Raw genomic sequence first — 21,774 nt, 5'->3', positions numbered from 1 at the left:
CGATTGAAAGAACGCGCTTTTGTGCGCCGCAACACGACCTATCTGGCACCCATCAGTTTCAACCCGAACCACGGAGAAAACACATGGGTATCATCGGAAGCACCATCAAACCCTTCAAGGCAACCGCCTTCCAGGCCGGCAAGGACTTCTTCGACATCACTGACGAGGACGTGCGCGGCAAGTGGGCCGTGTTCTTCTTCTATCCGGCCGACTTCACCTTCGTCTGCCCGACCGAACTGGAAGACCTGGGCGAAAAATACTCGATGCTCCAGGAAATGGACGTCGAGGTTTACGCCGTCAGCACCGACACCCATTTCAGCCACAAGGCCTGGCATGACACCAGCGAGCGGATCGGCAAGCTGAGCTTCCCGTTCCTGGGTGATCAGAACCACGAACTGGCGCGCAATTTCGACGTTCTGCGCGAAGGCGCAGGCCTGGCCGATCGTGCCACCTTCGTCGTCGACCCCGATGGCGTGATCCAGATTGTCGAGCAGACCTGCGAAGGCGTCGGCCGCAATGCCAACGAGCTGACCCGCAAGATCAAGGCGGCACAATATGTCCGCAATAATCCCGGCGAAGTCTGCCCGGCTGCGTGGGAAGAAGGCAGCGACACGCTGGCTCCCTCGCTCGACCTTGTCGGCAAGATCTAAACGCCGACATACCGCTTGGCCGCTCGCATTCGTGCGGGTGGCCCGAAGGCCCGGGGCGCACCTTCCCCCTCCCTCCTGCGTTCCCGGGCCTTCTTCATTCTCCTCACCACCTCCACCGGAGATCCCCCATGCTCGACGCATCCATGAAGCAGCAGCTCCAGACCTATCTCGGCAACCTGCGCGAGGGCGTGGAGTTGGTCGCGACACTGGGCGAGGACGAGAAATCGCGACAGACGCGCACGCTGATCGAAGAGATCGCCGAACTGCACGAGCTGGTGACCGCGCAGTTCGATGGTGCCGATGAGCGTGTACCGAGCTTCGCCATCCAGCGCGCCAGGGACCCCGCGCGCTCGGTCCGCTTTGCCGGCCTGCCGATGGGGCACGAGTTCACCTCGTTGGTGCTGGCACTGCTGTGGGCCGGTGGCCATCCGCCGAAGGTCGAACAGGACCTGCTCGACCAGGTCCGCGCGCTCGAAGGACCGCTTGATTTTGAAATGTTCTTCTCGCTCAGCTGCCACAACTGCCCCGATGTAGTGCAGGCACTGACGCTGATGGCGCTTGAAAATCCGCAGATCTCCGCGACCCTGATCGAAGGCGGCACCTTCCAGGACGAGGTAGAGCGCCGCGACGTGTTGGCGGTCCCCGCCACCTTCCTGGGAGGCGAGCCGTTCTTCAACGGCAAGATGAGCCTTGAGGAAGTGCTTGGCAGGGTCGACGACGGCGCTGGCGACAAGGCCGCAGCAAAGCTCGACGCAAAAGAACCATTCGAGGTGCTGATCGTCGGCGGCGGTCCGGCGGGCGTTGCGGCGGGCATCTATACCGCGCGCAAAGGTTTTCGCACCGGCATCGCGGCAGAGCGGTTCGGTGGTCAGTTGCAAGATACACTCGGGATCGAGAACCTGCCCGGCACCGCTTATACCGAGGGACCCAAGCTGGCCAACGAGCTGGGCAAGCAGGTGGCCGACAACGCCATCGACATGATGAACCTTGCCGCCGCCAGCCGCCTTGTGCCGGCCGAGCGGAGCGGCGGCCTGCACCGGCTCGAACTGACCAACGGTGCCAGCCTGCAAGCGCGCAGTCTGATACTTGCCACCGGCGCACGTTGGCGCGAGCTTGGCGTCCCTGGCGAGGCCGAATATCGCAACAAGGGCGTGGCATACTGCCCGCATTGCGACGGACCCTTGTTCAAGGGCAAGCGCGTGGCCGTGGTCGGCGGCGGCAATTCAGGGGTCGAAGCTGCAATCGACCTTGCCGGCATCGTCGAGCACGTCACGCTGATTGAATTCGACGCGAAGCTGCGCGCCGACGAGGTCCTGCAGGTCAAGCTGCGTAGCCTGTCCAATGTCGATATCCTGGTGAATGCACAGACGAGCGAAATCACCGGCTCCAATGGCCGCGTAGGTGGGCTCGTCTACAGAGATCGAGTGAGCGGCGACGAGCATCGTCTGCAACTTGCCGGCGTGTTCGTCCAGATCGGCCTCGTGCCCAACACCGAATGGCTGGACGGAAACGGGCTTGCTCTATCGAAGCATGGCGAGATCGTGGTCGACGAGGAAGGACGCACCAACTTGCCCGGAATCCTTGCTGCTGGCGATTGCACGACGGTACCGTACAAGCAGATCGTGGTGGCGATGGGTGCTGGCTCCAAGGCCGGCCTGTCGGCATTCGACTACCTCATTCGAAACGCTCCGGAAGACCTGGTTGCCGAGGCAGCCTGACGGCACTTACCCGCTTGACAGAGCGGCGGTCGCGCTAGACGGCTGTTCATCGTGAAGTGGGGCGCATTATCGATCTTGGCGCTGCTTAGCCTCGCCATGGGTGGCTATGGTGGTTATCGCGCCGGCTATAACGAAGCTCGATCCGTCTATCAGCCCGCTTTCTCCTACCCCGAAGGCCGGTTCCATTTCTTGGCGCATCGCGCCGCCCAGTTCGGCAAGGCCGACACGCTGATCATTGGCGACAGCCTGATCGAGCAAACCTTTCTCGAAAATGCGTGCGGACGCACATTCGAAGCCGGAATCGGCGGAGCGCGCATACACGATCCGATGCAGGTACTGCCCTCGATCTTGCAAGCGGTCGATCCCGATCGCGTGTTCGTGGCGCTGGGCACGAACTATTTCACCTCCGGCGAAGACCAGTCTGGTCTCGAAGAGGATTACCCGCAGATTCTGGACCTTCTTGAGGGGCGCGAGGTCGGGATCATCGGCATTGGAGCGTCAGACAACGGCAACGAGTTTCTCCTAGCCCTTGCGCGGGCCCGAGGGCACGCTTTCGTCCAGCCTCCCCCCGGCCCCTTCATCGAAGATGGGGTTCATTACACGGTGGAGGGCTCAAGGGCGCTGCGCGAAACGATAGAGCAGGCATGCCTCGGTGAAGTGGCCAGAAAATCGATTAATAAATGATATTTAATCGATTGGACGAATGACCCTCAAAAGGCCACTTTTGCCAGGTACTCGGACTCAAACCCCCGAGTCCTCGATAATCAAATGAAATCAGGAGAGAGATGATGGACGCAAAGACCGGTGATATCAGCGGCGGATGTCCGTTTCAGGGCAACGGCGGGACGCGTTCATTGCTCGGCCGGACCAACATGGACTGGTGGCCCGATGCCCTGCAACTGGAAATCCTGAAGGAAGGCGGCCGCAGCCCCGATCCATTGGGCGAAGATTTCGACTACGTCGAAGCCTTCAACGCGCTCGATTACACAGCCCTGAAAGCCGACATCAAGGCACTGATGACCGACAGCCAGGATTGGTGGCCGGCCGATTACGGACATTACGGTCCATTCTTCATCCGCATGGCCTGGCACGCGGCCGGGACCTATCGCACTGGAGACGGTCGCGGCGGCGCATCCAGCGGCCAGCAACGCTTCGCCCCGCTCAACAGCTGGCCCGACAACGGCAATCTCGACAAGGCACGCCGCCTGTTGTGGCCGATCAAGCAGAAATATGGGCGTCATATCAGTTGGGCCGACCTGTTCGTCCTGACCGGCAATGTCGCCATTGAATCGATGGGCGGCCCGGTGTTTGGATTCGGCGGCGGCCGCAAGGACGTGTTCGAGCCCGAAATGGTCTATTGGGGCAGCGAGGAGCAGTGGGTCGACGAGGGTGTCGAAACCCGCATCCTACCCGATGAAGGCAAAGCGCTCGAAAACCCGCTGGCGGCGATCCAGATGGGACTCATTTATGTCAATCCCGAGGGCCCCGGCGGCAATCCGCACGATCCCGAAGGTATGGCCCGCGACATGAAGGAAACCTTCGCCCGCATGGCCATGAATAACGAGGAAACCGTTGCTCTCACCGCTGGCGGACACGCCTTTGGCAAATGCCACGGGGCCAAGCCTTCGGACACGTTCGGCAAGGCGCCCGAGGGCGAGAACCTGCATTCCATGGGCTTCGGCTGGCTGACCGACCCCGACGAAATCGGCAAGGGTCACATCACCACGTCCGGCATCGAAGGCGCGTGGACGCCCAACCCGACGCAGTGGGGCAACGACTATTTCCGCCTGTTGTTCAAATACGAATACGAGCTGACCCAGTCGCCTGCCGGTGCCAATCAGTGGACCCCGATCGACCCGGAAGAGGCCGACATGGCGCCCGATGCACGCGACCCGAGCAAGAAGGTCCCGACCATCATGACCACCGCCGACATGGCGCTGAAGCGCGACCCGGAATATCGCAAGATTTCCGAGCGTTTCCGCGACGACCAGGCGGCCCTGGATGATGCCTTCGCCCGCGCATGGTTCAAGCTGACCCACCGCGACATGGGACCCAAGGTCCGATATCAGGGTCCCGAAGTCCCGGCCGAAGACCTGATCTGGCAGGACCCGGTCCCGGCAGGGACCACTCCGTCAGACAGCGACCTGGCTTCCTTCAAGTCGAAGGTGCTCGACAGCGGCCTGTCCGTCAGCGAAATGGTCAAGGCGGCCTGGGCTTCGGCCTCGACTTACCGCAATTCGGATCACCGCGGAGGAGCCAATGGCGCACGGGTGCGGCTGGCCCCACAGAAGGACTGGGCGGTCAACGATCCCGAGGAACTGGGCAAGGTTCTGTCCAAGCTCGATGAACTGCGCGGCAATCTGTCGATGGCCGACGCAATCGTGCTGGCCGGTGCGGCTGCCGTCGAGAAGGCGGCAGGGGATGCCGGCCATTCGGTCAGCGTCGATGTCACCACCGGACGCGGCGATGCGACTGCCGAGCAGACCGATGCTGAGAGCTTCGAACCGCTCGAGCCCTTCGCAGACGGTTTCCGCAACTATCTCAAGACCAAGGCGAATGTGAAGACCGAGGACATGATGGTCGACCGGGCGCACCTGCTGGGCCTCTCGATCCCCGAAATGACCGCGCTGGTCGGCGGGATGCGGGCGCTGGGTGCGGTCACCAAGCACACTCAGCACGGCAACAGCATCGGCGTTCTAACCGATCGTCCGGGCCAGCTGACCAACGACTTCTTCGTCAACCTCCTCGAGATGGGTGTTGTCTGGGAAGTGGTCGACGAAAGCGGCGACGAGGAATTCATCGGGAAATGTCGCAAGACCGGAGAGACCAAGTGGCACGCCACGCGGACGGACCTCGTTTTTGGTTCCAATTCGCAGCTTCGTGCCCAGGCCGAGGTCTTTGCCGAGAACGGTAATGAACAGCTGTTCCTCGACACCTTCGTACGAGCTTGGACCAAGGTGATGGACGCAGACCGGTTCGACGTCACATCCGGCAAATAAGACCGCAGGACTTAACAAAAGATCAGGGGCTCCCGGCAGCGATGTCGGGGGCCATTTTCATTGCCAGGCTGCTGCAATTATCGCTGTCGTCTCAGCACGACATAGAGCGCGCCTTCTCCGCCGTGGCGGCGGTGCGCCTTGCGGATGGCGGCGATTTGCGCGCCGTGTTCGCTTGCTGCCAGCCAGTCGAGAATCTTGGCGCGGATAGCGCCACGCTTCGTTGAACGGTCGGCGGGGTCGACCGGGCGCGAACGGCCCGTGACAATCAGTACAACCCGCGCGCCGAGACTATGCGCCTGCTCCATTCCGTCCATCAGCCGGGAATAAGCGGCATCAAGTCCGTGGTCGTGCAGATCGAGGCTAAGGTCTGGCGGGATTTCGCCCGACTTCAAACGGCGATCCCAGTACGAATCGAGATGACCAGGCGCGGAAATGCGTCGGGCGGTCCGCGGGATGGATGGCGCCGGATCGGGCGCGCGAGCCGCGGGTTTCTTGCCGGGTTGGAGCGGCTTCCCTGCAACGACTGGCGAAGAGTTGGCTGCGGAGCGAGGCTTGCTGTTGACCTTCCTGGCCGGATCGATGGGGTCGACCGTTGCGGCCAGGGTTTCCCAAGCCGAAGCCTCATCATCGCTCAATCCCCGCGGATGGCTCACCGCGGCGGCTGGCGCGCATTCAGGCGATCGACCACGCCCACCGGCAACAGCAGCAGCGCTTCGCCGCGCCCGCTCATGCCACCGGCGATCTCGGCTGCGTCGCCGCCATTGCCCCAGAAGGTGTCGAACCTGTTGGCGCCCTTGATTGCACCGCCCGTGTCCTGCGCGATCCACAATCCGTCGGCCACGTCGCGGTCGAGATCGAGCCAGACCGGCGCGCCATAGGGCACGAAATTGGGATCGACTGCCACGCTGTTGCCACGCCGGACCGGTAAGCCCAGCGACCCAAGCGGACCGTCGGTGGCCAGTTCTCGGAAGAATATCCAGCTTTCGTTCGAGCGCATGAGAGCGCGTCCATCAGCCGGATATTCACGCAGGTATCGGATGATGCCCTGCATTGTACCGGGGTATTGCCCCGGTCCGTCACCGATCAACCCGCGTTCACGCATGACCCCGCCAATGCCGGTATAGCCGCGGCCGTTCTGCCCGGCATAGCCGATCCGCATGATCTCCCCGCCGGGCAGGCGCAGCAGGCCCGAACCCTGGATCTGCAGGAAGAACATCTCGATCGAGTCCTTGGCCCAAGCGATCTCCAATCCGCGCCCGCTCAGTGCTCCATCCTCGATCTCGGCCCGCGTATAGTAGGGAATGTGGCGACCAGCCTGATCGATCCGACCAAGCGGCGCGCGCCCGGTCCTTTCGCTTTCGGGGATATCGTCTGGCCAACCACGCACGAGATCGTCGGGGACGCGATAGACCGGAACGTCATAGCCGGGCCGGCGAGTGCGGCTGCCATCGATCTCGGGTTCGTAATAGCCGGTCGCAAAAGCCTTCCCGTCGCCAATGCGTACGGTTTCGAAATAGCGTTCGAAAAATGCCCGTCCGCCATTGTAGGGCCAGGTTCGGGCGGCAATGCAGGCAGGTTGCCAGTCGCTCGGATCTGTCAGACCAGATCGGTCTTCCTTGCGGGTCAGCCAGTCACAACTGGCCACGAACGCGGCGAGCGCCTGGTCCGCATCTTCCGGGCTAATGGCCAGAGAACCGACACGTGCGCCCTTCGAAACGTCGAGATAGGTGGCGTTGGGCACGGCGGCCTCGGGCACCGGTTCGAGCGGGCTCGGCGGCTTGTTGTTGGGAATGATCGTGCAGGCACCCAGTGCCAGCGTGGCAAATGCTGCGAACCAACGACGCATCCAAATCCCCTGTTACATTCCCACCTGTTAGCCTTCGTCGGTCTCGGCGAGAGTCCAGTTCGGGCCGGCGGCGTCGATATTGCGTGCAAAGGTCCAGATGTCGCGGCTCTCGATCGCATCGTCGAGGGAACCGGCGATGACATTTTCATCTGCATCGCGCGTTACCGCGGCGATGTCGGACACGAAAAGCACCGACACCCGGGCCGTGCGTCCGTCAAGTTCAGCCCCGCGCACGGTCGCATCCTCGATCCGAACCAGCGCATTCTCGAGGGTATGGCCCGCTTCTTCGCGCGCGTCGATTGCACCGGCAAAGCTCTGGTAGACATCGAGTTCGCACAATTCGCGCAGCGTGTCCTTGTCGCCGTTCCAGAACGCTTCGAGAATCATTGCGTAGGCCCCCTTGGCACCTTCGAGGAAACCGAGGAGATCGAAGCTGCGGTCGGCAGCAGCGATGGCACGCACGCCTTCCTCCACCGAGGGGTGAAGGTTTGGGTGGCGCGGCAGGTCGATCACCTGCGCCGCAGGCTTGGCATTATTGTTAGCCTGCGAGGCTGCGGCATCGTTCGAGTCGTAGCGATTGGGAACGATTTCTTCCTCGTGCTCCGCCCTTTGGCCAAGCACCGAATACAGGCGCATGCCCAAGAAGGCTGCGATCATGGCGAGGATGACGATCTCGTAAATCACGTGTGTTTTTACCTTTGTCCGGCGCCGGCTGACTGGCGTCACGGTATCATGTTTTGCCGCGTAAGTCCTGTGCCTAACGCACTAGTCCTACATAGGGGCCCATTACAAATTCACAACGCCCGGTCGTCTCTTGCATGCGTCGGATGCCCTGGCCGCATCAGCGACGTTGCGAGCATTCGCCAGCGATGCTAGGCGCGCGGGCAAGTTGCCGGACACAAACCCTCCGGCCGGGATTTTCTCAAGCTAGACGAAAGACGTAACACCATGGCCGACGAAGGCGACGTTCTCACCGATCTCAACATGGACCCTGCCGCCGGCGGCAACGGTGCCGATACGCAGCCCACTGCGGGGTTCATCACGCAGTATATCAAGGACTTGTCGGTCGAGAACCCGAATGCTCCGGGTGTCTACCAGTGGAACGAACAGCCGCAGATTGATCTGCAGTTCAATATCGGTGCAACCCCGGTGAATGAAGAGGTCTCCGAGGTCGAGCTCAAGGTCAATGTCGAGGCCAAGACCGAACAGGGCGCATTCTACCTGATCGAGCTGGTCTACGCCGGGCTTGTCGGCATCCGCAACATGGCTGAAGAACAGGCGCACATGTTCCTCTACGCCGAGGCCCCGCGCATCCTGTTCCCCTTCGCTCGCCGCGTCATCGCCGATGCGACCCGCGATCTGGGCTTCCAGCCCTTGATGCTCGATCCGATCGACTTCAACGGCCTCTATATGCAGCGCCTGCAACAGAAAGCAGCTGAGGAAGCTGCGGCGCAGGGCGGCGAAACGCCGGCTGGCAACGCCTAGGTCACGGGCCCGATAGTGGGCGCGGTGCCGTGAGCCTGCTCAAGAATGTCGGGACCATCGGCGGGCTGACCATGGTTAGCCGCATCGCCGGCATGGCGCGCGAGATGATCTTCTCGCGCGTCCTCGGCGCCAATGCGGTGACCGATGCCTGGTTCCAGGCCTTTATCATTCCCAATGTCTTCCGCCGGCTTTTTGCCGAAGGGGCGTTCTCCGCCGCTTTTGTGCCGATGTTCTCCAAACGCCTGCACGGCGCCGACGAAGGCGGCGATGGCCTGGAAGAGGCGCGTAGTTTCAGCAACGATGTTCTAAGCGTATTCCTGCCGGTGCTGATTGCGCTGGTGGCTTTGCTGGAATTGGCGATGCCAATAGTGATCTGGGTGCTGGCCGAAAAGCCGGTCGATCCGCAAGGCTTCGACATGGCGGTTGATTTTGCCCGCATCATGTTCCCCTACATCCTGCTGGTCAGCCTGGTGACGCTGTTCACCGGCATGCTCAACTCGGTCTCGCGCTTCGCGCCGGGGGCAAGCTTCCCCATCATCCTCAACGTCATCCTGATCGCCGCGCTGCTGCTCGGCGAACGCTGGATGGACAGTGGGGCCAGTGTCGAACAGGTCGCATATGCCATCGCCTGGACCGTCACCGGAGCAGGCGTGATGCAACTTGCGTGGCTCTATATCTGGGTCCGGGTCGAGGGTTTTCGCCCCAAGGTGCTGTGGCCGCGTATCACGCCGCAGGTGAAGCGGCTGTCGATTATTGCCCTGCCAGCAGCGATTGGCGGCGGTGCCTACCAGATCAACACTCTGGTCCAGCTTTACTTCCTCAACCAGCTCGAAAGCGGTTCGGTCAGCTACATGAATTATGCCGACCGACTCAACCAGCTTCCGCTCGGGATCATCGGCATCGCCCTGTCGACGGCGATCCTGCCGACGCTGTCCAAATTCGTAGGCAGCAAGAACCGCGAAGGCGCAGACCGGATCCAGTCCGATGCGATCGAGCTTTCGATGCTGCTGACCATTCCGGCGGCAGTCGCGTTGGCAATCTGCGCCACGCCATTCGTGACCATGATTTTCCAGGGCGGTCGTTTTGACATTTCCGATGCGGCGGTGACCGGCAATGTCCTCGCCGCGCTGGTATTGGGCCTGCCCGCCTATGTGCTGGTCAAGGTGCTGGTGCCCAATTTTTACGCCCGCGCGGACACCCGCACGCCGGTCTATGCCGCCTTCATATCGTTGACGGTGTTTGTCGCCTTCAACATCGCCTTCGTCCATCGGTTCGGCGTAATCGGCGTTGCCTATGCCAGCGTGATCGGCGCCTGGATCAATGTCGGCTACCTTTATGCCGTCATGCGCATGCGCGGCCATTACAGGCTGCCGCTGGCGCTGCTTGGCCGGATATCACGGCAATTGCTCGCCGCCGCCGCGATGGGCGCAGCCTTGTTCTATGCGCGCGATTTGCTATCCGCCTTTTACTCCGCCGGCCTGTTCGAAAGGCTGTTCGCACTGCTGGTCCTCGTCGCCTGCGCCGGGATCGTCTATTTCGGGATCGCCTGGGCCATCGGCGCGGTTGACCGGCAGCGCATCGCTTCCTTCACCAAGAAACGAGCTGTCTGATCCATGTCCGCTGATACGATGAGGGTGGTTTCCGGCATCCAACCGACCGGCAACCTGCATCTTGGAAACTATCTCGGCGCGATCCGCAACTGGGTCCGCATGCAGAACGAAATGGAAGCAGGCAGCGAATGCCTGTTCTTCCTCGCCGACCTGCACGCCATCTCGATGTCCCACGACCCTGTCGAGTTGCGGCGCAACACGCTGGAAATGGCCGCTGCGCTTGTCGCCTGCGGGATCGACCCCGATCGCAGCGTCCTGTTCAACCAGGCCCAGGTCCCGGCCCATGCCGAGCTGCAATGGCTGCTGATGGGCACCGCGCGGATGGGCTGGCTCGGCCGGATGACCCAGTGGAAGGACAAAGCCGGCAAGAACCGCGAAGGCCAGTCGGTCGCGCTCTATGCCTATCCGGTGCTGCAGGCTGCCGACGTGCTGCTCTATCAAGCCACACACGTACCTGTCGGCGATGATCAGAAACAACATCTCGAACTGGCCCGCGATATCGCGCAGAAGTTCAACAATGACTTTGCGGATGACGACAGGCCCGTCTTCACCCTGCCCGAGCCCTTCATTCCGCCACAGGCGGCGCGGATCATGTCGCTGCGCGACGGATCCGCCAAAATGAGCAAGTCCGACCCGTCCGACATGAGCCGTATCAACCTCACCGACGACGCCGATACCATCATGAAGAAGGTCAAGAAGGCCAAGACCGATCCCGAGCCATTGCCGAGCGAGATCAACGGGCTGGAAGGACGGACCGAGGCACTCAACCTCGTCACCATATTCTCCGCGCTAACCGACCGGAAAGCCGATGACGTGCTGGGCGAATTCGGCGGCAAGGGCTTTGGCACTTTCAAACCGGCGCTTGGCGAGGCGCTGGTCGAAACGCTGAGCCCCATTTCCGAACGGTTCAATGCGTTGCTGCGGGATGGCGAGTTCATCGACGCGGTGCTGGCCAGGGGCGCGGCCAAGGCCCGTGAGCGCGGTTTGCCCACGCTCCATGCCGCATACGAAGCGCTCGGGCTACTGGGCCATCCCGGCTAGGTTTGCTTAAACCATTGTAAAATGGGATGTTCAAACGCGGTTCATGGATATTGGCCTAGATAGCTGGTATCAATGACGACTGTGGCCCGTTGGTGGGCGTGCTGCGCTGTCTCTTGTTTCCTTCATTCTGGGGCCGCACAATGTTCAAATCCTTATCCCTCTCGCGCGTCGCCAAGGCTACAGCTGCACCGCTTTTGCTGTTCGGCCTCGCCGGGTGCGCAACTGCGTTCAATTCCGATGTTACCCGCTTCTCGACGCAGCTTCCCGCGCCGCAAGGCCAGACCTTCGCCGTAGTAGCCGATGATCCAGCGCTCGCTGGCAGCCTAGAGTTTTCGCAATATGCCGACCTCGTGGAAGCGCGGATGGCGGAACTGGGATATACCGAGGGTACGCCCGAAAACGCCAGCCTGCTGGTGCGGTTCGATTACGGCGTCGACCGGGGCCGCGAACGCGTACGCACGGTCGGTTTCGCCGATCCGTTCTACGATCCATGGATTGGCTATCACCCGCGTAGCCGATTTTATCGCCATCGTTATTACCCCAGCCGCTTCCACCGTTCGCGCTATGCCGGAGCCTGGGGCTATGGCTTCAACGATCCGTGGTTCGGCGGGCCGGAAGTGCGCAGTTACACCGTCTATACCAGCGGCATCGACATGAAGATCGATGATACCGCCACCGGCAAACGGCTGTTCGAAGGCAAGGCGCAGGCCCTGTCGACCAGCAACCGCCTGCAATATCTGGTCCCCAACTTGGTCGAAGCCATGTTCACGGATTTCCCCGGTCACTCGGGCGAAACCCTGCGCATCTCGATCAAGCCTGAAGAAACCAAGGTTCGCCGGGTTGACTGATTTTCCGGCAGAGGCGTGTCCTCGAGCCTGCAAAACCAATGAAGCGGGTCCCATCGGGGCCCGCTTTTTTGCGTTTCGGACCTGCAGTGATAGAATTGCGGGCAACACCTCTCCAGTCGGGCGGTCTCGTTCGACGTTATAGCGAGAACGATTATGGCCAGTGCCCGTCTATCCCCTCTTCCTTTGCGGAATGCGGCACGTTGGCGCTGGACCTACGTGGTGTTCGCGATGCTTCTGCTGGCGACGCCGCTGGTGGCGATGCAATTCACCAGCGAAGTGGTCTGGAAACTTGGCGACTTCCTGGTCTTTGCTTTCATGTTCGCGGGGCTTGGCTTGCTGCTCGAAGGGGCAGCACGAATCGGTCGCAATGCAGCGATGCGCGCTTGGCTGATGGCGGGGGCGGTAGCGATTTTCCTGGTGATCTGGGCCGAACTGGCCGTGGGGTTATTCGCCTGATGCCTAAAGCCCGGCGTGCCCCCCGGTCGAGCCGAACCCACCCGCACCCCGGTCAGTGTCGTCGAGTGCTTCCACCTCAACCCATGTCGCCCGCGTCACGGGTGCCAGCACCAGCTGCGCAATTCTGTCGCCCCGGCTGATGGCAAATGCATCTTCGCCGTGGTTGATGAGGATCACTTTCACCTCGCCGCGATAGTCGCTGTCAACCGTGCCGGGCGTGTTGGGGACACTGATGCCATGCTTGATCGCCAGGCCCGAGCGGGGACGAACCTGAATTTCATACCCCTCGGGAATCGCGACACCGATGCCGGTCGCCACAGCGTGGCGGGCACCGGGTGCCAGCGTCACATCCTCTGCCGACACGATATCCATGCCCGCAGCGCCGTCGGTGGCATAGGCGGGCAGCGGCAACCCCTCGCCATGAGCGAGCCGTTTTACCCTGACGGGGATATTCGTCATTCTTCCTCACCTGACTGCGCGAGCGCCTCGGCCATGCGCTCCACCAGCGCCCGGGCTACATCGTCCTTGTGCATCTGCGGCAAGTCTTCCACGCCCTGCGAAGTGACAATATGCACCGCGTTGTCGCTGCCGCCCATCACGTCGCCGGACACATCGTTGGCCACGATCCAGTCGGCACCCTTGCGCTTGCGTTTCGAACGGGCGTTGTCGAGCAGATTGTCGGTCTCCGCGGCGAAGCCGACCACCAATTGCGGACGCTGGTCGCCGACAGACAGATTGGTGAGGATATCGGGGTTTTCCTCGAGGATCAGCGCTGGCGGGGCCGAGCCGCGCTTCTTCATCTTCTGCCCGGCAAAATCGCGGGTGCGCCAGTCTGCGACCGCAGCTACCATCACCGCCGCATCCGCCGGCAGCGCGCCGCGCACGGCTTCGGCCATTTCGCGCGCGCTCTCGACATCAATGCGGTCGACACCGGGCGGCGTCTTCAAATGCACCGGCCCTGCCACCAAGGTTACCCGCGCCCCCGCCGCAGCCGCAGCGGCAGCGATGGCAAAGCCCTGCTTCCCGCTCGACCGATTGGCGATGTAGCGCACCGGATCGATCGGTTCATGAGTCGGCCCGGCTGTGACCAGCACGTGGCGACCGTAGAGTGGTCGGTGTTCGGGGTCAGGATCGAATTCTGGCTGTCCGTCGAGCGGGCTGTTCTCGAAGGGCTCCTCCTCGACCAGCGGTCCGCCCGCATCGATCGGTTGGGGGCGCTGCTTGCCGGCACCTGTCACCACTTCGTGATTGATCGCGTCGGCATCGGTCGGCGGCGCGGATGCAGCTTTCCCCTTGCTCGCAAGCAGGGGGCCAGCATCCACCGGCATCTCGGCAGGTTCGGTGTCGGGTCCGGTTGAGTCGTCCCCGGCCAGCTCATCACCCCACTCCGCGTCGTCTGCCGGCAATTCTTCGCCTTCGACTTCTTCGGGAACGTCCCACTGCGCCTCGATCTCCTCGATCGATCGCTTGGGCATGGAACGCGGGATGAGAGAAGACAGCAGTCCGCCCAGCATCCCCTTGCTCTGTACTTCGGGCTCGGGTTCGAGCGCTTCAACTGCGGGCGCGGCGCGCGTGGGGGCTGGCGTCAGGTCGGCATCGGTTCGCGGGGCAACCTGCTGCACCCCGAGCATATCCGCAATCGCATTCCAGATATCCTCCGGCTCGCGCAAACGGCCGGGACCAAACTCTCCGCAAGCCATCGGCCCTTCGTCCGGGTCGAGCACCGCGACACCGGCTTCGCGCAGGCGGGTGACATTCATCTGAGTAGCGTCGTGTTGCCACATCTTCACATTCATGGCCGGGGCCACCATCACCGGCTTGTCGGTCGCCAGCAGAAGCGTGGTGGCTAGATCGTCGGCAATGCCGGCAGCCATCTTGGCAAGCATATTGGCGGTCGCCGGACAGACCACCAGCAGGTCCGCCTCGCGGCTGAGCTGGATATGCCCCATCTCGACCTCGTTGCGAAGGTCCCACAATGTGGTGTGAACGGGATTTTCCGATAGCGCGGCCAGCGCCATCGGGGTGACGAACTTGGACCCGCCTTCGGTCAGCACACAGGTAACCGTGCCGCCCTGCTTGCGGATCAGCCGCACCAGCTCGCACGATTTGTAGGCCGCGATACCGCCGCCGATCACCAGCAGGATTTTCGGCCCTTCGCCGCCTGTCATCACGCCCCTTCCCGAAAGTCTCGCAATTGTGCCCAGCCTAGCGCCGTGAGCAAATCCGCGAAAGTCTTTGCGTCCAATGGTTACGATTTGCCTAGCGGAGCGCGATGACCGCCGATAGTCTGACTTCATCCAAGGGGGAGGATCAGCATCATGCGTCTTGTTGTCACCGCTCTGCTGTTTGTCGGCGGATTGTTCTTTGTGTTCATGGGTGCGGGCTTCCTGCTCGACCCGGCCACTGCCAGCACCGATTTCGGCCTCCAGCCGGTCGGGACGCGCGGGCTCTCTTCGATCCGGGCTGATCTGACCGCGTTTTTCTGGGTCGGCGGCGGCTGCATGATCTGGGGAGCATGGAAGCGTAACGGCGATCCTCTGGTTGCCAGCGCCGCCCTGTTCGGCATTGCCCTGCTCGGTCGGCTCGTCTCGCTCTTCGCGGATGGCAGCTATGAAGGCGCGGCCTTCCCGATGGCGGTCGAGGCACTGACCGTCCTGCTATGCCTGGTAGGATGGCGAATGCTGCCGCATCACGACTTGCGCGAAGACGGCTAGCCGACCAAGCCGAGCGCGAGGGCAGCGGCGACCGAGCCAGCACCGATTGCAGCACTTAAGCCATAACCCAGCCAGTCGCGCCCCTCGCGCTGGGTGCGACGTTCCCACATCAGTTCGACTTCAGGGAGCGGTGGCGGCTCGGGTGCTCCACCCTTTGGTGGATAGCGTTCCTCGACCCGGCGGACGAGATCGGGCAGGCGGAGTAGCGTCGAGACGTTTTCCTTGAGCGCATCGGCCAGCGCTGCCTCCGGCCCAAGCTCGTCACGAATCCAGCTGCGTACATAGGGCGCGGAAACATCCCACATATTGATCTTCGGATTGAGCTGGGTGGCGATCCCTTCGACCATGACCATGGTCTTTTGCAGCAGCAGCAGGTGCGGCTGGGTCTGCATATCGAAATCGCGGGTAATGGCGAAAAGCCCGTCCAGCATCTGGCCGACCGACAGCTCGCTCACCGGCTTGCCCCGCATCGGTTCACCGACCGCGCGGAGGGCCGTGGCGAATTCGCCGACCGAGTGATAGCTCGGCACATATTGCGCCTCGAAGTGGATCTCGGCGACGCGCTGGTAATTGCCGGTGGTCAGGCCATAAAGGATTTCAGCCAACCATTGCCGCGCGCGGCGGTCGATCCGGCCCATGATCCCGAAATCGATGGCCGCGATTGTGCCATCAGCTTCGACGAACAGGTTCCCCTGATGCATGTCGGCGTGAAAGAACCCGCCGCTGATAGCCTGGTTGAGGAAGGCCAGCACGAGCCGCTCGGCCAATTCGGGCAGGTCGTGCCCAGCGGCAATCAGCTCGTCGCGCCGCGAAATCTTGATGCCGTCGACCCACTCGATGGTCATCACCCGGCCATTGGTGCGATCCCAGTCGATCGCGGGTACCCGGTATCCCGGAAAACCTCGCATGCAATCGGCCAGTTCGCTGGCGGAAGCCGCCTCGCGCCGCAGGTCGAGCTCGGAATTCGTCCAGCGCTTGAAATTGGCAATCGTCAGGCGCGGGCGCAGCCGTGCAGCTTCCCCGCCCATCGCTTCGACATGGGCAGCGGCCCATTCATAGGTCTGGATGTCGCGCGCGAATTGCTCACGAATACCTGGTCGCAGCACCTTGAGCGCGACCTTGCGCCCCTCGCTGGTAACTGCCTTGTGGACCTGGGCGATGGATGCCGCGCCGATCGGCTCGGGATCGATCTCTGTGAACAGGGTTTCGAGCGGCTGGTCGAATGTCGCCGCCACCGACGCCTCGATCTCGGCGAAAGGAACCGGAGGCAGGCTGTCCTGAAGGCTGAGCAGATTGTCAGCTGCCTCTTGGCCGACAAGGTCGGGGCGAGTCGCCAGCGACTGCCCCAGCTTGATTGCCGCCGGACCGATGTCCTGGAACGCACCGGCATAGTCGGGTACTGCCGGGACCCGCGCACCCAGCCGGGCGATCCGTGCCAGCCGCTTGACCGGAGTCGGCGTATTTGGGTCACGCTCGATCCCGCGCAAGGCTCCGTGCCGCGCGGCGGTCCGCCCCCACTTGAGAAGCCGCCAGATGTGGGTGATCGGCCGGGTCACCCGATCAGATCTTCCAGCCCGAATGGATGGCCACCGCGCCGCCGAGGATCAGTTCGACCCTCGTATTGGCAAAACCGGCATCGCGGATCATTGCCTCGAATGCGCGCGGCTTGGGAAAGCGGCGGATCGATTCGGCGAGATAGCGATAGCTTTCCTCGTCATCGGCAATCGCCTTGCCGATCTTGGGCATCAGGCGATGCGAATAGAGGTCGTATAGTTCCTTGAAGCCGGGCCATTCGGTGGTGCTGAATTCAAGGCAGTAGAACCGCCCACCGTGGCGCAGGACACGGTGTGCCTCGGCCAGCGCGAGGTCGATACGGGTGACGTTGCGAATGCCGAAAGCGATCGTGTAGGCGTCGAATTGCTGGTCGATATAATCGAGCGCCTCCGCATTTTGCTGGCTCCAGACCAAGCCCGTCAGTCCCCGTTCCATCGCCCGTTCAACGCCGACGTCGAGCATTTCCTGGTTGATGTCGGCCACCGTCACATCGGCCCCGCGCTCCGCCATGCGAAAGGCGATGTCGCCAGTGCCGCCGGCCATGTCGAGGATCGCCTCGCCCGGCTGAGGCTTGACGCGGCGCACGAAGCGGTCTTTCCACAATCGGTGCATACCGCCCGACATGGCATCATTCATGATGTCATACTTGGCCGCGACATTGGAAAACACCGCGCCGACGCGCCGGGTTTTCTCTTCGGGGGCTACGTCTTCATAGCCGAAAGATACTGTATCGCTCATTGTGCCTCGCGCCTTAGAGGCAATTGCCACCCCGGCAAAGGGTGTTAGTGGGGTCGCGCAATGCCTGAACTTCCCGAAGTCGAAACAACGGTGCGCGGGCTTGCCCGGTTCCTGGAAGGCGAGCAGATCACGCGCGTGACCTTGCGGCGCCCCGACATGCGCTTCCCCTTTCCCGATGGGATTGGGCAAGCCCTGACCGGCGCGCGAGTGACCACGCTTGGGCGGCGGGCCAAATATGGCCTCGTCCATACCGACCGCGCACAAACGCTGATTTTCCATTTGGGCATGAGCGGACGTTGGCGCATCGATCCCGACGACCTTGACCGGCATGACCACTTGCTGATCGAAACCGCGCGCAACCGCTTCGCCCTCAACGATCCGCGCCGCTTTGGCTGGGTCGATCTCGTCGAGACGGAAAACCTTGGCCAGTGGCCGGCCTTTGCATCCATGGGGCCCGAGCCGCTGGGCGACGATCTTGACGCCGGCTATCTGCGCCGGACGCTGGCGGGCCGAAAGCAGGCCATCAAGCTTTGCCTCCTCGATCAATCGATCATCGCCGGACTTGGCAATATCTATGTTTGCGAGGCCTTGCACATGGCGAGGATCAATCCGCGAAGGGCCGGGGGCCGCGTCTCGCTGGCCGCACTTCAGCGCATGGTCCCGGCAATCCGCCAAGTGCTCGCACAATCAATTGAGGACGGCGGATCGTCCTTGCGCGACTATGCCCGGCCCGATGGAGAACTGGGATATTTCGCCACCCGCTTCCAGGTTTATGGACGCGAAGGGAAGGCGTGCCTGCGTGGCGATAGCGGCACTATCCGCCGCGTCGCGCAAGGCGGGCGCAGCACCTGGTACTGCCCGCGCTGCCAGCGATAGTGCCGCACTGGGCACCTCCCCCTAGCCGAAGACAGGGTTTTTCTTGACGATTCGGCACCTGCCACCTATGTGCGCCGCTTTCCGGTGGTACGCCGCCGTTTTTCGAAGATCACACATAGTAAGCATCCGGTCGCATCGGGCGACCGAGCAACAAGGACGAACATGGCCAATACGCCGCAAGCCAAGAAACGCATCCGTCGCAACGACCGCCGAGCCGAAGTAAACGGCGCGCGCATGAGCCGCATCCGTTCCTTCGTGAAGAAGGTCGAGACCGCGCTCGAGGAGGGCAACAAGGAAGCTGCCCAGTCGGCGCTCAAGGAAGCCCAGCCCGAGATGGCTCGCGGTGTTTCGCGCGGCGTCCTTCACAAGAACACAGCGGCACGCAAATATTCGCGTCTGAGCAAGCGAGTCGCTGCTCTTTGAGCGATTTCGCCGCGGCGAAATCGGTAGCAAAACAAGATGGGTCGGCGTCATGGACGTCGGCCCTTTTTGCTGCATCGCGCAATCGTCGAACCAAAAGATGGTTAAGTATTGGATTTCCCGCGATTCGCATGGTGTGGTAACCGTTTTTTCAGTATAAACAGTGGTTTAAACGCAGGCCTGCGGGTTTGCGCGCTGTCAAATAGTTTATTTCTTAAAAATTACGGTCCTGCCTCTTGCGAAGAATCGCTGGACCCGATTTAAGGACAGTCGCTGCAGCACGGGACAGGCTCGGCGTTACAAAATGAGGCCGATGGGGGGCACCAAAGCCGGGAGCGGGATTCCGGTTAGGGGCGAAGCTATGCTTATCGGAATTTCGGGGAAATTTGCCGGTCTGCGGACCGGTTGAAAAGGCGGGGATTGATGACTGATAGTCACGGGCGGACGGGCATTGCCAAACGCAAATCGAAAGAAGATCTGATGGAAGACCTTGAGGCGGTGAATCTGGCGGCTGACTGGTCAGATATCAGCCAGGGACTGCGCAAGGATCTGGGGCACCAGCTGCACAGCCAGTGGATCAAGCCGATCCAGGTCGGCGGCTTCGAGGAAGAGACCGGCACGCTCAATCTTTACCTGCCGACCGAGTTCTCTGCCAATTGGGTCAAGGACCGCTTTGCCGACCGGCTGTCGCTGGCCTGGAAGATTGCCCGCAGCAATGTGCGCAACGTCAACATCCAGGTCCACCCAGGACGCCGCAAGGTTGCCGATATTGCCCTTGGCGATGGTCGCCGACCGGCAAATGACGGCGGCAGTATGGGCATCATGGTCTATGGCTCTGGCACCATCAACGATGGCGGCTTCACCTCTTCGGTCGGGCTCGACGCATCGCTGACTTTCGGCGCCTTCGTCACGGGTGAGACAAATATCCTCGCCTGCAACGCTGCCCAGCGCATGGCCGCTACCGAACAGCCGCAGTTCTCGCCGCTCTACATCAAGGCGGGGACCGGCCAGGGCAAGACCCACCTGATGCATGCTATCGGCCATCACTACCTCGCGGCCCATCCGCGAGCGCGGATTTTCTACTGCAGCGCCGAGCGCTTCATGATCGAATTCGTCCAGGCACTCAAAGCCAACCAGATGATCGAGTTCAAGGCACGGCTGCGCAGCTTCGACCTGCTGTTGGTGGATGATATCCAGTTCATCATCGGCAAGGCGAGCGCCCAGGAAGAACTGCTCTACACGATCGATCACCTGCTGGCCGAGGGCAAGCGACTGGTGTTTGCCGCCGATCGCGCACCGCAAGCTCTCGATGGAGTCGAGCCACGATTGCTCAGCCGCCTGTCGATGGGCCTCGTGGCCGATATCCAGGCCGCCGATATCGAGCTGCGCAAGAAGATACTTGAAAGCAAGCTGACTCGGTTCGCACCGCTCGACGTGCCCGAGGACGTGATCGCGTTCCTGGCCCGCACCATCACGCGCAATGTGCGCGAGTTGGTTGGCGGACTTAACAAGCTGATCGCCTATGCCCAGCTGACGGGCCAGGTGGTCTCGCTCCAGCTCGCCGAAGAACAGCTGACTGATATCCTCTCGGCCAATCGTCGCCGGATCACCATCGACGAGATCCAGCGTACGGTTTGCCAATTCTATCGCATCGACCGTTCGGAAATGTCGTCCAAGCGGCGGGCCCGCGCAGTGGTTCGCCCACGGCAGGTGGCGATGTATCTGTCCAAGGTCCTGACCCCGCGCAGCTACCCGGAAATCGGGCGCAAGTTCGGTGGCCGTGACCACTCGACGGTGATCCACGCGGTGCGCCTGATCGAGGACCTGCGCCAGCGCGATGCCGACATGGACGGTGATGTGCGCAGCCTGCTGCGACAGCTGGAGAGCTGACGAAACACACTCGGCGCTTCAGGATCGCGCCCACAGCCAGGCAACACCCCATCCACCGGCAGGCCAACAGCCTGTCCACGCTTGCTCGACAGCCTTATGAACAGGGCTGTCGACAGGCTTTGCACTTGCTGCCAACAGCTTTTGCATGAGCTTTTCCCCTGAACGCCTCGATAGGTTTTCCCGCCATATCGTTTTGCCCGAGATCGGCGGAGCCGGGCAGGCCAGGCTGGTCGACAGCCATGTCGTGCTGGTGGGCCTGGGGGGCATCGGATCACCGGCGCTGCAATACCTCGCCGGGGCCGGGATCGGTCGGCTTACGCTGGTCGACAGCGACAGCGTTGATGAAAGCAACCTCCAGCGCCAGACGATCTTCTCCGAACGCGATATCGGCCATGGCAAGGCGGTGGCGGCGCGGCGCTGGGTGCAGAATTTCGATCGCTCGCTGCGGGTTACGATCAGCGACCGGCGGATCGATGCGGGGAATGCCGGCGAGTTGATGGCCAGCGCCGATCTGGTGCTCGACGGGACCGACAATTTCGCCACAAGGCTGGCCGTGTCCGACGCCTGCGTCGCGGCTGGCGTGCCGTTGCTCTCGGCCGCCGTGGGCCGGTTCCAGGGGCAGGTCGCCGCCTTTGCCGGACATTTGCCAGGCCAGCCCTGCTATCGCTGCTTCGTCGGTGATGCCTTCGATGCCGAGGATTGCGACACCTGCGCCGAGGATGGCGTACTTGGCGCGATGGTCGGCTGGGTCGGCACTTTCGCCGCCATGCAGGTGGTCCGCATCCTGCTCGATGGCGTGAGCAGTTTCGGCGATCCACAATGGGGCCAGTTGCAGCTGATGGACGGACTCAAGCCGGGGATGCGCTCGATTGCCATCCCCAAGGATCCGGGTTGCAAGGGATGCAGGCCTCTCTAGAAGCTCGCCTCGT

At 62.2% G+C, this 21,774-nt stretch carries 21 protein-coding genes; 14 read left to right on the top strand and 7 right to left on the bottom strand.

All coding sequences use genetic code 11. The annotated features are described in order from the left end of the window. The first annotated feature begins 83 nt into the window (after nucleotides 1–83). The 4 genes from ahpC to katG all read left to right on the top strand — a co-directional run bounded on the left by ahpC (nucleotide 84) and on the right by katG (nucleotide 5,367). Nucleotides 84–650: an alkyl hydroperoxide reductase subunit C gene (gene ahpC, locus ACXYL9_RS03645; RefSeq protein ID WP_459038227.1), complete on the top strand. Its 567-nt coding sequence runs from the start codon at nucleotides 84–86 to the stop codon at nucleotides 648–650. Between the two features lie 128 nt (nucleotides 651–778). After that, entirely contained in the window at nucleotides 779–2,368 is a 1,590-nt protein-coding gene (ahpF, locus tag ACXYL9_RS03640) for an alkyl hydroperoxide reductase subunit F (protein ID WP_459038226.1), read from the top strand. Between the two features lie 51 nt (nucleotides 2,369–2,419). Continuing rightward, nucleotides 2,420–3,052 carry an SGNH/GDSL hydrolase family protein gene (locus ACXYL9_RS03635; protein WP_459038225.1) on the top strand — a complete coding sequence of 211 codons (633 nt, stop codon included), beginning with the start codon at nucleotides 2,420–2,422 and terminating at the stop codon, nucleotides 3,050–3,052. A 104-nt stretch (nucleotides 3,053–3,156) separates the two neighbouring features. Continuing rightward, nucleotides 3,157–5,367: a catalase/peroxidase HPI gene (gene katG, locus ACXYL9_RS03630; protein WP_459039851.1), complete on the top strand. Its 2,211-nt coding sequence runs from the start codon at nucleotides 3,157–3,159 to the stop codon at nucleotides 5,365–5,367. Nucleotides 5,368–5,444: 77 nt separating this feature from the next. Here the strand turns inward: katG and ACXYL9_RS03625 are convergent, their stop codons facing one another. From ACXYL9_RS03625 to ACXYL9_RS03615, 3 genes are read right to left on the bottom strand one after another with little or no spacing between them, the layout of a single operon-like run. Beyond that, nucleotides 5,445–6,002 (bottom strand): Smr/MutS family protein, encoded by a 558-nt coding sequence (locus tag ACXYL9_RS03625; protein WP_459038224.1) that lies wholly within the window; start codon nucleotides 6,000–6,002, stop codon nucleotides 5,445–5,447. 14 nt (nucleotides 6,003–6,016) lie between these two features. Beyond that, a complete protein-coding gene (mltA, locus tag ACXYL9_RS03620) occupies nucleotides 6,017–7,213 on the bottom strand; it encodes a murein transglycosylase A (RefSeq protein ID WP_459038223.1) in 1,197 nt (398 codons plus the stop codon). 27 nt (nucleotides 7,214–7,240) lie between these two features. Continuing rightward, nucleotides 7,241–7,897 carry a Tim44/TimA family putative adaptor protein gene (locus tag ACXYL9_RS03615; protein WP_459038222.1) on the bottom strand — a complete coding sequence of 219 codons (657 nt, stop codon included), beginning with the start codon at nucleotides 7,895–7,897 and terminating at the stop codon, nucleotides 7,241–7,243. A 264-nt stretch (nucleotides 7,898–8,161) separates the two neighbouring features. Between ACXYL9_RS03615 and secB the strand changes: the two genes are divergently transcribed. The 5 genes from secB (at nucleotide 8,162) to ACXYL9_RS03590 (ending at nucleotide 12,653) form a co-directional block, all read left to right on the top strand. Next, nucleotides 8,162–8,698: a protein-export chaperone SecB gene (gene secB, locus ACXYL9_RS03610; RefSeq protein ID WP_459038221.1), complete on the top strand. Its 537-nt coding sequence runs from the start codon at nucleotides 8,162–8,164 to the stop codon at nucleotides 8,696–8,698. A gap of 29 nt (nucleotides 8,699–8,727) precedes the next feature. Further along, nucleotides 8,728–10,308 (top strand): murein biosynthesis integral membrane protein MurJ, encoded by a 1,581-nt coding sequence (murJ, locus tag ACXYL9_RS03605; RefSeq protein ID WP_459038220.1) that lies wholly within the window; start codon nucleotides 8,728–8,730, stop codon nucleotides 10,306–10,308. Nucleotides 10,309–10,326: 18 nt separating this feature from the next. After that, nucleotides 10,327–11,349 carry a tryptophan--tRNA ligase gene (gene trpS / locus ACXYL9_RS03600; RefSeq protein WP_459039850.1) on the top strand — a complete coding sequence of 341 codons (1,023 nt, stop codon included), beginning with the start codon at nucleotides 10,327–10,329 and terminating at the stop codon, nucleotides 11,347–11,349. A 140-nt stretch (nucleotides 11,350–11,489) separates the two neighbouring features. After that, nucleotides 11,490–12,197, top strand: a complete 708-nt coding sequence (locus ACXYL9_RS03595; RefSeq protein WP_459038219.1) for a DUF4136 domain-containing protein — start codon at nucleotides 11,490–11,492, stop codon at nucleotides 12,195–12,197. Nucleotides 12,198–12,416: 219 nt separating this feature from the next. Then, nucleotides 12,417–12,653 (top strand): hypothetical protein, encoded by a 237-nt coding sequence (locus ACXYL9_RS03590; RefSeq protein ID WP_459038218.1) that lies wholly within the window; start codon nucleotides 12,417–12,419, stop codon nucleotides 12,651–12,653. 3 nt (nucleotides 12,654–12,656) lie between these two features. Here ACXYL9_RS03590 and dut read toward each other — a convergent pair whose 3' ends face one another. Both dut and ACXYL9_RS03580 read right to left on the bottom strand, forming a co-directional pair. Beyond that, the gene (gene dut / locus ACXYL9_RS03585) at nucleotides 12,657–13,112 is read right to left on the bottom strand and encodes a dUTP diphosphatase (RefSeq protein ID WP_459038217.1); all 456 of its coding nucleotides are present in this window, start codon (nucleotides 13,110–13,112) and stop codon (nucleotides 12,657–12,659) included. After that, a complete protein-coding gene (locus tag ACXYL9_RS03580; RefSeq protein WP_459038216.1) occupies nucleotides 13,109–14,821 on the bottom strand; it encodes a bifunctional phosphopantothenoylcysteine decarboxylase/phosphopantothenate synthase in 1,713 nt (570 codons plus the stop codon). The genes dut and ACXYL9_RS03580 overlap by 4 nt, the downstream gene beginning before the upstream one ends. 150 nt (nucleotides 14,822–14,971) lie before the next feature. On the opposite strand from ACXYL9_RS03580, the gene ACXYL9_RS03575 reads away from it, so the two are divergent. Continuing rightward, nucleotides 14,972–15,367, top strand: a complete 396-nt coding sequence (locus ACXYL9_RS03575; RefSeq protein ID WP_459038215.1) for a DUF4345 family protein — start codon at nucleotides 14,972–14,974, stop codon at nucleotides 15,365–15,367. On the opposite strand, the gene ubiB is transcribed toward ACXYL9_RS03575, so the two are convergent. Then, a complete protein-coding gene (ubiB, locus tag ACXYL9_RS03570) occupies nucleotides 15,364–16,923 on the bottom strand; it encodes a 2-polyprenylphenol 6-hydroxylase (protein WP_459038214.1) in 1,560 nt (519 codons plus the stop codon). The two genes, ACXYL9_RS03575 and ubiB, sit on opposite strands and share 4 nt — an antisense overlap. Before the next feature lie 4 nt (nucleotides 16,924–16,927). After that, nucleotides 16,928–17,659 carry a class I SAM-dependent methyltransferase gene (locus tag ACXYL9_RS03565; RefSeq protein ID WP_459038213.1) on the bottom strand — a complete coding sequence of 244 codons (732 nt, stop codon included), beginning with the start codon at nucleotides 17,657–17,659 and terminating at the stop codon, nucleotides 16,928–16,930. Nucleotides 17,660–17,719: 60 nt separating this feature from the next. On the opposite strand from ACXYL9_RS03565, the gene mutM reads away from it, so the two are divergent. The 4 genes from mutM (at nucleotide 17,720) to ACXYL9_RS03545 (ending at nucleotide 21,761) form a co-directional block, all read left to right on the top strand. Further along, on the top strand, nucleotides 17,720–18,535 hold the full coding sequence (gene mutM, locus ACXYL9_RS03560) for a bifunctional DNA-formamidopyrimidine glycosylase/DNA-(apurinic or apyrimidinic site) lyase (protein WP_459038212.1): 816 nt from the start codon (nucleotides 17,720–17,722) through the stop codon (nucleotides 18,533–18,535). A gap of 162 nt (nucleotides 18,536–18,697) precedes the next feature. After that, nucleotides 18,698–18,958 (top strand): 30S ribosomal protein S20, encoded by a 261-nt coding sequence (rpsT, locus tag ACXYL9_RS03555; protein WP_459038211.1) that lies wholly within the window; start codon nucleotides 18,698–18,700, stop codon nucleotides 18,956–18,958. Nucleotides 18,959–19,378: 420 nt separating this feature from the next. After that, a complete protein-coding gene (dnaA, locus tag ACXYL9_RS03550; RefSeq protein ID WP_459038210.1) occupies nucleotides 19,379–20,845 on the top strand; it encodes a chromosomal replication initiator protein DnaA in 1,467 nt (488 codons plus the stop codon). Nucleotides 20,846–20,990: 145 nt separating this feature from the next. After that, nucleotides 20,991–21,761 (top strand): HesA/MoeB/ThiF family protein, encoded by a 771-nt coding sequence (locus tag ACXYL9_RS03545; protein WP_459038209.1) that lies wholly within the window; start codon nucleotides 20,991–20,993, stop codon nucleotides 21,759–21,761. Nucleotides 21,762–21,774 lie beyond the last annotated feature (13 nt).

This window comes from Qipengyuania sp. CAU 1752, from assembly GCF_054482615.1.
This window is presented reverse-complemented; position numbering and strand designations above follow the sequence as displayed.

Bases quoted from the DNA above. Each gene is read 5' to 3' on its own strand.
- ahpC (WP_459038227.1), top strand. From the start codon at position 84: ATGGGTATCATCGGAAGCACCATCAAACCCTTCAAGGCAACCGCCTTC.
- ahpF (WP_459038226.1), top strand. From the start codon at position 779: ATGCTCGACGCATCCATGAAGCAGCAGCTCCAGACCTATCTCGGCAAC.
- katG (WP_459039851.1), top strand. From the start codon at position 3,157: ATGGACGCAAAGACCGGTGATATCAGCGGCGGATGTCCGTTTCAGGGC.
- mltA (WP_459038223.1), bottom strand. From the start codon at position 7,213: ATGCGTCGTTGGTTCGCAGCATTTGCCACGCTGGCACTGGGTGCCTGC.
- secB (WP_459038221.1), top strand. From the start codon at position 8,162: ATGGCCGACGAAGGCGACGTTCTCACCGATCTCAACATGGACCCTGCC.
- trpS (WP_459039850.1), top strand. From the start codon at position 10,327: ATGAGGGTGGTTTCCGGCATCCAACCGACCGGCAACCTGCATCTTGGA.
- ACXYL9_RS03595 (WP_459038219.1), top strand. From the start codon at position 11,490: ATGTTCAAATCCTTATCCCTCTCGCGCGTCGCCAAGGCTACAGCTGCA.
- dut (WP_459038217.1), bottom strand. From the start codon at position 13,112: ATGACGAATATCCCCGTCAGGGTAAAACGGCTCGCTCATGGCGAGGGG.
- ACXYL9_RS03580 (WP_459038216.1), bottom strand. From the start codon at position 14,821: ATGACAGGCGGCGAAGGGCCGAAAATCCTGCTGGTGATCGGCGGCGGT.
- ACXYL9_RS03575 (WP_459038215.1), top strand. From the start codon at position 14,972: ATGCGTCTTGTTGTCACCGCTCTGCTGTTTGTCGGCGGATTGTTCTTT.
- ACXYL9_RS03565 (WP_459038213.1), bottom strand. From the start codon at position 17,659: ATGAGCGATACAGTATCTTTCGGCTATGAAGACGTAGCCCCCGAAGAG.
- mutM (WP_459038212.1), top strand. From the start codon at position 17,720: ATGCCTGAACTTCCCGAAGTCGAAACAACGGTGCGCGGGCTTGCCCGG.
- rpsT (WP_459038211.1), top strand. From the start codon at position 18,698: ATGGCCAATACGCCGCAAGCCAAGAAACGCATCCGTCGCAACGACCGC.
- dnaA (WP_459038210.1), top strand. From the start codon at position 19,379: ATGACTGATAGTCACGGGCGGACGGGCATTGCCAAACGCAAATCGAAA.
- ACXYL9_RS03545 (WP_459038209.1), top strand. From the start codon at position 20,991: ATGAGCTTTTCCCCTGAACGCCTCGATAGGTTTTCCCGCCATATCGTT.